This window comes from Streptomyces sp. NPDC013457 (assembly GCF_043089925.1).
Classification (GTDB): Bacteria; Actinomycetota; Actinomycetes; order Streptomycetales; family Streptomycetaceae; genus Streptomyces.
Genome location: NZ_JBICBL010000013.1, coordinates 155,713 through 166,025 on the forward strand (window position 1 = coordinate 155,713; position 10,313 = coordinate 166,025).

Consider the following 10,313-nt stretch of genomic DNA (forward strand, 5'->3'; position numbering starts at 1 on the left):
CCGGCGATGCCCGCGGTGTGCAGAAGGTCGATCAGTCGCAGAATGGCGCGAAGGGGTGAGAGGTGCCCGTCCCCGGTGAGGGGGAGGGGGGCGGTTTCCAGGGCCCAGGCGAGTTTCTGCTGGTCGCAGGGGCGTGGTGCCGACCGGCGGACCGCATCGGCTACCACCTCGCGATCGGCGGCTGGGTCCAGCGCGGTGACCACCCTGTGGATGACGGTGATCGGATCCCGGCCGTCGACGTCCGGACACATCTTGCAGCGCGGTCGCCCAGCGCGGTCCCGCGTCGTGATGCGGCGGGTGTTTCCGCAGGCAGCGTGGAAGGAATTCTACGAATAGGACAAGTGCTGACCATTCGTCTCTGCATCGCCGTTGGTCCGGTACACGATGGCGGACAGGGCGTGTTCTGGTGTGGCGCGCTCCACGTCATGCGGGGCATGGCGTCGATTCTGGTCAGGGAGACGCCATCCCTGTACGAAAGCATTGCGGCCCGCCTGGTCACCAGGCGGGCCGTTCGCACGTCCCCGACACGTGTTAACCACTTGCGGCAGGTACGGTCGCTGCGAGACTGCGAGGTGAGCACCGTCTTCCGAGGCTTCCGGACGTCCTCGATGCCGAAAGCGTTGTTGCGGGAACACACCGACCAAGCCGGCCCTTGGGTGCTTACCTGCCCTGTCTGGTGGACCGTCGGGCGTGACCTACCCGACTCTACGGTTGGTTGAGCTCAGAGGTCCGTCCGTGACGGCCAGCCAGCAGGCCAAGAACCCTGCGGAGCTTCTCGCGGACCCCGGGATCGGTGATGAATCCCTCCGCGTCGACCATCTGGGGGGCCACCGGGACCTTCACGCAGGCCGCCTCCACGATGTCTGCGCCCGTGTAGCCGAGTACTTGCCGAAGCGTCGTCTCCGCGCCATGGCCCCGGCCAGAGGCAGCGGCGTTCACCCAAGCTACAGGCTTGTTGCAGATCTCGGTGCCGCCGACCGTCCAGTCCAGCAGGTTCTTGAACGAACCTGGCAGAGTGCCTGCATACTCCGGGGTGCAGATTAACAGAGCGGCTGCCTCGCTGATCGCCGCCCGCAACCTCGCCACGGGAGCAGGCAGCGGTTCGGTGTCATCGTCGGGGTTGAAGTGCGGGAGCCCCGCCAAGCCGTCGTATAGGACAGTACGCACTCCAGAGGGAGCCAGGGTCTGGGCAGTGCGCAGCACGGAGTTGTTGGACGAACCAGTTCGGAGGCTTCCCGACAACAAGAGGATCACAGGCAGCGTAGACATTCGTCCAACCTATCGATCTCATGCTGTCGCCTGACAATCTCGCTGTCGTGCGGCAGGTATTCCACGGGATTGCGGTGCGGTGACGAGAGAGGATTGCGTCCACAATCTCTCTCAGATCATGTACCCCGCGCTGCAGGGCTGATTCAAGGTCTGGGTGATCTCGATGGAGTGCAGGTCGGGCCTGTCCGAGCAGGTCCAGCGGGCGGGTGAAGGGCGCGTAGGAGACCTTGCGCAGGCCGGCGGCGATGCTGTTGTGCCCGGCGGCGCGGAGAATGTTGATCGCCGTGTTCCGCAGCCTCGCCATGTTCTCAGGTCCGTGTCCGGTGCGGATCTTCGAGGCGTCCTCGGCGAACGCGGTATCCCTGACGAAGTGGACCCGGTTCTCGATCACCCATTGTGACCTGGCCAGCTGTCCGATCCGCTGCGGCGATGCCTGGCGGGCCGTCAAGTCGCTGATCACGTAGACGGTCTGCCGGTGACTTTGCCGGTCCTCGGGTCGGTGCGGTGCCGCAGGATCTTTGCGGCCTGCACCGCGTACGGGAAGCCGAGGCCGAGGTCGGTGACGGTCAGCACCCGGGTCGAGCGGGTCTCGCGGCGGCCGTGTCCGCGCTCGCGGTCGTAGCGCCTGGCGGTGACCTTGTTCCATGGCAGGGACCGCAGTGCGGCGGACAGACCACGCTGGTTGGCCTTGACCCGAACAGGTGGTGCGCGTACTTCTCCTCGACCAGGAAGCGGGCATGCTCACGCTGCGTGTGCAGAGCGTCGGCGGTGACCACGGTGCCTGCCAGGTCGAACGGGGCCAGCAGGCGGGCGAAGCCGGTGATCTCGTTGGTCCTGTCCGGGACCCGCAGCTGGCTGACGGTGTGTCCGGCCCCGGTGACCGCGGACAGCAGGTGGGCGGCCGGGACGTCCAAGATGCGTGAACCACGCGCACTCTTGCCGTCAAGTGCCAGGCTCTCGACCCCAATCGGGGCGTATCCAAGCAAGTTGGCCAGGCCGCCGGGGCACACGGCCAGCAGCACGCGGCGGTGGTGGAGGTACTCGGGGCGCTGCGCACGCCCAGGGCTCCGGCAGGCCAGGCGGGCCGCCTCGATGTGCACGGGACCGCACTCGACGCGCGAGGCACCGGTGAACGCCCTGCCGAGGGATTCCTCCCTCGCCCGGCTCTGCTCGTCACTCATCCTGTGTGCACCTTCTGACCATGTCGGGCACCCATGTCTCGCAGTTCTTGCACAGAGGGAATCTATGCGGAACGGATGGGGCAGGACGTTAGTCGGCGTCGCGTGCACCGACTTGGCCATGCGTGTGCGGGCGAGCTCCTTTGACCGCCAGGTCTTGCACGCCGAGCGCTTGGTTGTCGCGGATCAGCCGGGTGGGAGCTGGTGGTGGAACTCCCGCCGTGCGGTCGGCCACGCGTGCGTGTGCGCGGGCCACCTTGAGACGGGCCTTCTTCCTGTTGCGGGAGCCCTTGGCCTTGCGGCGCCGGCCGATCTCGTTGATCTGGTGGACGACTTGAGTCCCGTCCCCGACCATTGCCTTGTGGATCGACACCGTCTCGCCCAGCGGGTAGGTAGTGCTTCCCGCGGCCGCAACCCCGGGTCACTAGGGCGTGTATCGAAAGTGGATGCGGCGGCCGGCCACCGAAGTTCAACCAGCAGGACTACAAGGCTCGCCACGCGGTCGAGTGCGGCATCAATCGCCTCAAGAGGCACCGGGCCGTGGCCACGAGGTACGACAAGCTCGCGGTCCGCTACGAGGCGACAGTCCTCGTAGCGGCCATCAACGAGTGGCTGTGACCAGCACATTCGATAGGCGCCCTAGGAACACCAAGAACTAACGGCCTGGGAGCGATTACCAGTGACCGCTGGTTGGTCAGGGCGACGAGACGTTGAGCGGCAGATCTCGGTGGAAGACGGCCATAGCCTGGCCGGGGCCGTTGTAGTCATCGACGATCTTCGTGTTGAAGCCGAGGCTGTGGTGGAAGGCGATTGAGCCGGTGTTCTCGATTGACGTGATCGCCTTCAACTGCCGTGCACCGTGACGTTCCGCTGCTTCGGCGAACGCCGTATACAGACGACGCCCGAGACCGGTGCCACGGGCGTCGTCCCGCGTGGCGATCAGATGCACGTACCCGGTGCCGTCTGGGGTGACGAAACCGAAGATGTACCCACGGATGCCGTCTTCGGCTCGGGCAACCAAGCTGGTGGAACCGAACTCCTGCACCAGTGCCAGAAGGTGTAGTGAGCGAAGGTCGCGTTCGCCCCAGTAACGGGAATGATCAGCCAGGACCTGATGGAAGTCGGCCACCCCGGCCGTTGCGATGTGTATCCCCATGGTGACGATCATGGCAGGCATCTTGGCCGTTACGGGAGAGGGACCGCACGGAGACATCGAGCCGTTGCCACGACAAACTCGCGGTCCGCTACGAGGCCACCGTCCTCGTTGCCGCCATCAACGAGTGGTTGTGACGTACTGGTCCGACGACAACTCGAACACCCGTACTCGCCGACCGCAGGTGGGATTGACCGTCTCACGGACCGGATGCATCCCCAATTTGGTCATGATTCGTTCGGAGGCGTCGTTGCCCACTTGAGTGATGCTGACGATCCGCTCCAGCCCTCGCTCTTCGAACCCGAACCGCACAGCGGCCGCAGCGGCCTCGGTGGCCAAGCCCTGCCCCCAGTGGGAACGTCCCAGCCGCCAGCCGACCTCAACCGCGGGCAGTACCTCCGGCAAGAAGTGCGGCACCGAAAAGCCAGTGAACCCGGCCAGTTCACCAGTGGACCGGATCTCCACGGCGAACAGGCCGAAGCCCTCTGACTCCCACTCGCTCTCCCATGCCCGGATCCCGGCGCGGGTCTGATGTTCGTCACGGACGCTGCCGTCACGGATCCACCGCATGACCTCGGGGTCGGCATTGACGGCAGCCATGGGCGCGACGTCTTCCTCGCGCCAGCGACGCAGGATCAAACGGGGAGTCTCAAGCGTGATCATCCAATCATTCTGGATCACAAATAGGCGCTCGGCCATCCTCACCAGGCACTTTCGATACACGCCCTAGGTGAGGGCTCGATCACGGGCCGGTGGGTGTGGTTGCTGGAGCGGAACTTCAGCAGGTCCAGCAATCTGATCAGCCCGCATCGGTATGGGTCGGTGTACGACGCCTTCAGCGTTGTCTGCAGTCTTCGCGCCTGAGCCGCACGGAAGGATCTCGGAGCGGCGTCAGAAGGCGTACTGGCACGCGGGCTACGGCTCGGACGAGATTTGAGCTCTGCTCAGCGAGCTTGCACGGCCACGTCGCGCGCCCTGGCTGGACTAGCAGGAGTAGCTTTCGGGCGCGTTTCGAGACGGGTCGCTCAGGTTGCTGCGGGTCTCGTTCGGGCGTGGCTCACAAGGCCTCGGATGCGCGAGTGAGGGAGGCAAATAGCGAAGGCAAGGAGGTCCTACTCCTTGCCACTTTCAACTTATAGCGCAATGGGGGGCTTGTGGCAAGGCCCATAGTGTGCTGCAGAATCTCCCGCCGAAGGCAGAACTGCGAATATGGAGTAGGGAGTACAAGTGCTGTTGCAGATGACATCGCTCCGCAGGAATGTGACACAGGAGTGCGAGGGGTGTGGCCAGTGATCGACGCCGATGTGATCATCGCGGGTGCCGGCCCCACCGGCCTGATGCTGGCCTGTGAACTGCGCCTGGCCGGTGTGCAGCCGTTGGTCTTGGAGCGACAGAGCCAGCCCCTGGAGATTCCCAAAGCCAATGGGCTTGGCGGACAGATCCTCGAACTGTTGCGCTATCGAGGTCTGCTTGATCGTTTTGAAGCAGCCTGCACCGCCCCCAGTCCGCCAGCTCCCCGATACCCGTTCGGCGGGATCCACGTGGATCTCTCGCCCCTGAAGGACCCCCCGCTGCGGGGGCTCATGCTTCCGCAACCGCGCCTCGAGCGTTTGCTCGATGAACGGGCACACGAACTCGGCGCTCAGGTGCGGCGCGGGCACGAGATCGTCGGTGTCAGCCAGAACGGCACGACGGTGACCGCGGAGGTGCATGGCCCAGACGGCCCGTATCAGGCAACTGCCCGCTACCTGGTGGGCTGCGACGGCGGGCGCAGCCGGATCCGCGACATGGCAGGCATCCCGTTCCCCGGCACGACCTATCCGGAGGTCAATCGACTGGGCCAGGTCACCTTCGCCGAATCGGTGACCCGACTGAGCAACGGGGACCTCGATGTCCCCGGCCTGGGCAAGATGCGTGCGGGGACCTTCACCAGGACAGACCGTGGTGTATTCGGGTTCGGGTGGCTCACCTCGGAGATTCTGATGGTCTCCACCACCGAAGACGAAGAACGCACAGTCAACGACGACGTACCGATGACACTGACCGAGCTCGAGGACAGCATCTGCCGCGTGCTCGGCGCGAGCTTCCCTCTGGGAGAACCCCGCCGACTGTCGCGCTACCAATTCCAGGCCCGCCAAGCCGACCAGTACCGCGATGGGCGGATCCTGCTGGCCGGTGATGCGGCTCATCTGTTCCCTGCAACGGGCGTCGGCCTCAGCGCCGGCATGCTCGACGCGGTCAACCTGGCCTGGAAACTGGCCGGCGACATCCAGGGCTGGGCACCGGCTGCTCTGTTGGACACTTACCACCATGAACGCAACTTCGCCGGCGCGCGTACGATGCTCCACACTCAAGCCCAAGTAGCGCTGCGACGTGGACAGGACCAAGCCGCCGAGGCGCTGAGAGAAGTCTTCCTGGAACTGTTGACCGACGAGCAGCCACTACACCGCATCGCGGCACTTATCGCCGGCAGCGACATCCGCTACCCGGCTCCCAACCCCAACGCGCATGCCTTGACCGGCACCTTCGCACCCGACCTCACCCTGCAAACCGATCAGGTCACCACCAGCGTTGCAGAACTCATGGAGACCGCACGGCCCATCCTCCTGGACCTTGCAGATCGCCCGGACCTACGCGAAACCGCCCGAGACTGGAACCCTTGCATCGACATCCACACCATCAAGACGGATCGCCGACCCGCTGATGCGATCCTCATTCGGCCTGACGCCTACGTCGCCTGGGCCGCAGACATCGACGAGCCCTCCGCCACCGCCGCACCCGCGCTGGAAGAAGCACTTTCCCACTGGTTCGGCACCCCATCAGTACACGCCGGTGACTAGACAGCACTGTCATGGTGGAGTCCCTGACCTCGTTCGCGAGGCCTGTCTCCCGGGAGCTGTGCGCCGAAAGGACGGCAGTCACTTCGTGCAGTCCCCGAGCCGGTCGTAGGTCGCGGCTTCGGCCGGGTTTCAGACGGCGGACGACACGCCGGCCGGGTCACTCCCCGCCCCGGCCGGTGACCGCGGGCAACCCTGGGTGCGTTCCCGGGGCCGCGAGGATAGGCCTGGGCGACGCTGACGTCGACGAAACCTTCGAACTCATGGCCCGGGGACCGTCCCGGTCACCACTTAGACCGCCCCGGTGACTCACTGGAAGGTCATCCTGCCGGTGAGTCACTATGTGAACTCTGATCACCCGCAAGGTCTGAGCAGGCAAGCCCCCAAACTCGTGGTGCGCCCACGCCGCAGAACGATCACCAAGAGGCCGGGGCGCACCAAACCGCAGTACAACAGCAACTCTGCCTCACATCGGCACACCGTTGCAGTGAAAAGCACATTGGACCACCAGCCCGCTGTTCATAAGTTGTCGGTGTCCGAAGCGACAGGCCGAGCACGGAACAGGGGGCCCGCGTGTCCAGCACTCTGAGGATTGCCCCTTCTGCAATTGCTCTTCTCGCCACGCGGGAAACTTGCGGAAGCCTCATCGAGTGGCTGGTCAACGCAGGATACCGGCCGACCTGTCACACCGTCGCGGCTAATGGCGCGGCTATCGGACTGGTCCCGGGTGACGTAGCAGCCCCGTGCTCCTCGGGGGGCAGCACCCCAGCGCCACCCGGGACCCCTGTCCGCCATGTCGATGAGCTCCGCCTGCGTGAAGCCCTACCCGACCTACCAACCTTGGTGAGCTATCTTCCAGGCCACACCAGTTGCACCATCACCGCTGAGCTTCTCTCCCTCCTGCCACGGCCCGCTCTCTGGCTGCAGCTCGCCCCCCTCCCTCCGCGGACGGCATGCGCACTGCACGAAAGGGCCCGCGCAACGGGAACCACAATGCTGCACGCCCCGTACGACGCTGACCCGGGTCGCGCAGTCAAGCCTGCCTGCAAGGTGTTCGGATCCCGTGCGTTGAGGACCAGTAACCCGGCTCACGATTTGATCGCGGCACTCAGCAAGAGCGTGGATTGGCAGGAGCCCCTCCGCCCCATTTCTGCCATGCCCGTCGCCTGAGGGCACTCCCTACCTTTGGCCTTGCGCAGTGCCCCGTCCGCTAGGGCGGGGGTGAAACGCATCCTTGGTCCGGAGGCGTGAAGCGCCGGATTTCACTGCGTTTTCGCGTGACGGTCGGAGTGGAGGACGCGGCGAACCTGTTGCGCCACCCGGACGGTTGCATCAGCGAGGAAAATCTCGTCGCGGTCGAAAATGTCTGAATTGTTAAATTGCTTGGTGTGTACTCCAATTACTAACCTGCTGCAGCATGAATGAGCCCAATTCCCGGTCCGCACAGACCGATACCCGGTACAAGCGCGGCCTCGCCATCCTCAGTCAGATGTCCGGCCAGCACGGCGCCGCCGTCGTTGACGCGCTGGCCGACATCGCCCCGGACCTCGGCCGCTTCGTCGTCGAGTGGGCCTACGCCGACATCTTCGATCGCCCAGGACTCGACCTGCAGGAGCGCGAACTGGCCACGGTCGGCGCGCTCGCCACGCTGGGGGACACCGCACCCCAGCTGACATTCCACATCGACGCGGCCCTCAAGGTCGGCGTCACCCCCGTGGAGATTGTGGAAGCCCTCATCCACCTGGTCCCCTTCGCAGGCTTCCCGCGCGTGCTCAACGCGATCGGCGCCGCCCGGGCCGTCTTCGCCGACCACGAGGTCACGGTCGACCCGGTAGTCATGGACGACGACCGCGACCGCTACGAGCGCGGCGCCGAGAACCTGGTCAGAATCGACGGTCAGCACGGCCTGGACGTCGTGGCCTCTCTCAAGGACATCTCTCCCGACCTGGCCCGTTACATCGTCGAGTTCTCCTTTGGCGACATCTACCACCGGCCGTGGCTCTCGCCGCAGCGCAAGCAGCTCGTCACCGTCGCCGGCCTGACGGCCTTCGGTGACACGGCACTCCAGCTTGCCGTGCACATCGGAGCCGCCCTCAATGTCGGCCTGAGTCCGATCCAGGTCGTGGAAACCCTGACACAGGTGACCGCGTACGCCGGCTTCCCACGCGTCCTCAACGCCATCAGAACGGCCCGGGAAGTGTTCGAGAAGCGGAACCTCTCCTTGACACCGCCTCCGTCCTAAAGGACAGAGATTCCCGCCTGCCATGCCGTTTTCTGGCGTGGCTTCGGGTGGGTGCCCGTCTCTTCGCGTTGTGCCTGGACAGGTCCCGGACTTACCCGCGCTCGACAGACTGGTATCGCCAGTCCGGCGGCCGTGGCGACGCCGCGTTGATGTCCCGGTCGAGGACGGCACCGCGCACCCCGCATTCCCACACACGGATGTGCAGGGGCTTTGGGGGACGCCCTTGACGACGCAGTGCGAACCCACCTGAGAAGTCGGCTCGAACCGGCCAATACTGATAAGGGTGCGCCCGTACCGGACGGCCTTGTACTCCAGCATCGTCACGAACTGCGACCAGCTGGCGTCGTGCACGGATGTAGCCATGCGTGTACGGGCGAGCCCCTGCGCCAAGAACAGGAAGCTCATCCCCCTGCTCGAAACGCACATGCCGGCCTCGGCTCCCTGCGAAGTCCTCCGGCACCTCAATCGACAGCTAACACGTCCCACGAGCAGGAAGCCGACAACACAAGCGCGCCATGCTCCTACCCGCTGGCTTGAACGCCCACCCGCCTCCCGCACCTCGTACGACCAACAGCGCGCCCTCGGCAAGACCCAGAGGCGGCCAAATGGGCAGCGGCGAGGAAGCCAGTGCCGTCGCCGACGGTGACCCGCAGGACAGCGGCGGGCCCTGACGTCGAGGCGGGGCATGAACCTCGGAGTCGGAGAAGAGGGCTGGCCATGCGTTTGCGCAGGTGCGGGGCGGGAGGGCTCGGGCCTCGGCGGTCTGCTTGCTCGCCCCTCGTTGTCTCGTTAATAGAGGGACCACAAATGGACCGACGCATCGTTGCTGGCGACTGTCCACCACATCCCGGGCCCTGCGGACCGCGGACCGCCCGCCACGGAAAGGGGATAGGCGATCCGGCCTCGCACAGTCATGGACCGGGGATCGACCAGCCAATGCCGTGGCGTCTCGGCACACTCCTCCGTGCTCACGACGACACCGTCCTCGTAGGGATACGCGCCTTCGTAGCCCCACCGGGCCATGTCGTCACCGGGGACAGGGGGCAGCACCGCCCTGGCATCCACGCGCCGCAACTCCCGGCCATCTGCAGCGTCATGCAGATACAGAGCCCACTGACCGGGATCGGTGCATAGGAAATGGCCTCCGGAAGGGCTGACCGACTGGAGGATCTCGCCCTCGATCCGCTCCACGGTGAGCACCGCGCCGTCGCGCCGGCCCCACAGCACCGGGGAGTCGTCGTCTCCCTGCCCGATGGCCAACCCCATGAAAGCGGGCTCAGGATGCGTGAAGTGGACGGAACCAGCGCCCACGGTCCGCGTCTGCACCCGGGACAGCGCGGTTCCGTCGCCCGCGTCCAGGACCAACCACTCCTCGTACGGGCGGCCCCCGGCGTACTGCCTGATGTAGGCCCACACCGTCTTGCCGTCCGTGGAGAACGTGGCGGAACCCCAGTCGGGACGCTGATGGCGGGGGTCGTCCGCGTACGAGGCGAGCGAGGCCCCGGTCCAGACACACGTGGCGATGGCCCAGCAGCCGTGCGGCACCTCCCACAGAACCTCGCCCGCCCGGTCCACGGCCCGTACACCGTGCACCCCCGAGTACACCCCGACATCGCCGCCGGGCGAGACCGTCG

10 protein-coding genes and 2 pseudogenes are annotated in these 10,313 nt (G+C 65.7%); 5 read left to right on the top strand and 7 right to left on the bottom strand.

Annotated elements, in window-relative coordinates; genetic code table 11:
* Positions 1-705 precede the first annotated feature (705 nt).
* Positions 706-1,269 (bottom strand): NADPH-dependent FMN reductase, encoded by a 564-nt coding sequence (locus ACF1G2_RS30510; RefSeq protein ID WP_391801388.1) that lies wholly within the window; start codon positions 1,267-1,269, stop codon positions 706-708.
* Between the two features lie 272 nt (positions 1,270-1,541).
* Here ACF1G2_RS30510 and ACF1G2_RS30515 point away from each other — a divergent pair, with 272 nt between their 5' ends.
* The gene (locus ACF1G2_RS30515) at positions 1,542-1,733 is read left to right on the top strand and encodes a hypothetical protein (RefSeq protein ID WP_391801389.1); all 192 of its coding nucleotides are present in this window, start codon (positions 1,542-1,544) and stop codon (positions 1,731-1,733) included.
* A 102-nt stretch (positions 1,734-1,835) separates the two neighbouring features.
* Here ACF1G2_RS30515 and ACF1G2_RS30520 read toward each other — a convergent pair whose 3' ends face one another.
* Both ACF1G2_RS30520 and ACF1G2_RS30525 read right to left on the bottom strand, forming a co-directional pair.
* Positions 1,836-2,450, bottom strand: coding sequence for a transposase (locus ACF1G2_RS30520; RefSeq protein WP_391801390.1), 615 nt, complete (start codon positions 2,448-2,450; stop codon positions 1,836-1,838).
* Positions 2,451-2,538: 88 nt separating this feature from the next.
* Complete coding sequence (locus ACF1G2_RS30525) at positions 2,539-2,820, bottom strand: hypothetical protein (RefSeq protein ID WP_391801391.1); 282 nt, start codon at positions 2,818-2,820, stop codon at positions 2,539-2,541.
* A 77-nt stretch (positions 2,821-2,897) separates the two neighbouring features.
* Between ACF1G2_RS30525 and ACF1G2_RS30530 the strand changes: the two are divergent.
* Positions 2,898-3,065, top strand: a pseudogene (locus tag ACF1G2_RS30530) (IS5/IS1182 family transposase); the annotation flags it as partial.
* 76 nt (positions 3,066-3,141) lie between these two features.
* Here the strand turns inward: ACF1G2_RS30530 and ACF1G2_RS30535 are convergent.
* Together ACF1G2_RS30535 and ACF1G2_RS30540 are read right to left on the bottom strand one after the other, a co-directional pair.
* Entirely contained in the window at positions 3,142-3,615 is a 474-nt protein-coding gene (locus tag ACF1G2_RS30535) for a GNAT family N-acetyltransferase (RefSeq protein WP_391801392.1), read from the bottom strand.
* Positions 3,616-3,720: 105 nt separating this feature from the next.
* A complete protein-coding gene (locus tag ACF1G2_RS30540) occupies positions 3,721-4,263 on the bottom strand; it encodes a GNAT family N-acetyltransferase (RefSeq protein WP_391801393.1) in 543 nt (180 codons plus the stop codon).
* Between the two features lie 626 nt (positions 4,264-4,889).
* Between ACF1G2_RS30540 and ACF1G2_RS30545 the strand changes: the two genes are divergently transcribed.
* From ACF1G2_RS30545 to ACF1G2_RS30555, 3 genes are all read left to right on the top strand, one after another.
* Entirely contained in the window at positions 4,890-6,440 is a 1,551-nt protein-coding gene (locus ACF1G2_RS30545) for an FAD-dependent monooxygenase (protein WP_391801394.1), read from the top strand.
* A 1,244-nt stretch (positions 6,441-7,684) separates the two neighbouring features.
* Positions 7,685-7,807: a hypothetical protein gene (locus tag ACF1G2_RS30550; protein ID WP_391801395.1), complete on the top strand. Its 123-nt coding sequence runs from the start codon at positions 7,685-7,687 to the stop codon at positions 7,805-7,807.
* A 47-nt stretch (positions 7,808-7,854) separates the two neighbouring features.
* On the top strand, positions 7,855-8,679 hold the full coding sequence (locus ACF1G2_RS30555; protein ID WP_391801396.1) for a carboxymuconolactone decarboxylase family protein: 825 nt from the start codon (positions 7,855-7,857) through the stop codon (positions 8,677-8,679).
* Here ACF1G2_RS30555 and ACF1G2_RS30560 read toward each other — a convergent pair.
* Together ACF1G2_RS30560 and ACF1G2_RS30565 are read right to left on the bottom strand one after the other, a co-directional pair.
* Positions 8,676-9,063, bottom strand: a pseudogene (locus ACF1G2_RS30560) (zinc ribbon domain-containing protein); the annotation flags it as partial. The gene ACF1G2_RS30555 and the pseudogene ACF1G2_RS30560 overlap by 4 nt on opposite strands.
* A 405-nt stretch (positions 9,064-9,468) precedes the next feature.
* Positions 9,469-10,254 (bottom strand): hypothetical protein, encoded by a 786-nt coding sequence (locus tag ACF1G2_RS30565; protein ID WP_391801397.1) that lies wholly within the window; start codon positions 10,252-10,254, stop codon positions 9,469-9,471.
* Positions 10,255-10,313: the final 59 nt, after the last annotated feature.

Coding starts and splice junctions, on each gene's coding strand:
- ACF1G2_RS30510 (WP_391801388.1), bottom strand. CDS start 1,269: ATGTCTACGCTGCCTGTGATCCTCTTGTTGTCGGGAAGCCTCCGAACT.
- ACF1G2_RS30515 (WP_391801389.1), top strand. CDS start 1,542: ATGTTGATCGCCGTGTTCCGCAGCCTCGCCATGTTCTCAGGTCCGTGT.
- ACF1G2_RS30520 (WP_391801390.1), bottom strand. CDS start 2,450: ATGAGTGACGAGCAGAGCCGGGCGAGGGAGGAATCCCTCGGCAGGGCG.
- ACF1G2_RS30535 (WP_391801392.1), bottom strand. CDS start 3,615: ATGATCGTCACCATGGGGATACACATCGCAACGGCCGGGGTGGCCGAC.
- ACF1G2_RS30540 (WP_391801393.1), bottom strand. CDS start 4,263: ATGATCACGCTTGAGACTCCCCGTTTGATCCTGCGTCGCTGGCGCGAG.
- ACF1G2_RS30555 (WP_391801396.1), top strand. CDS start 7,855: ATGAATGAGCCCAATTCCCGGTCCGCACAGACCGATACCCGGTACAAG.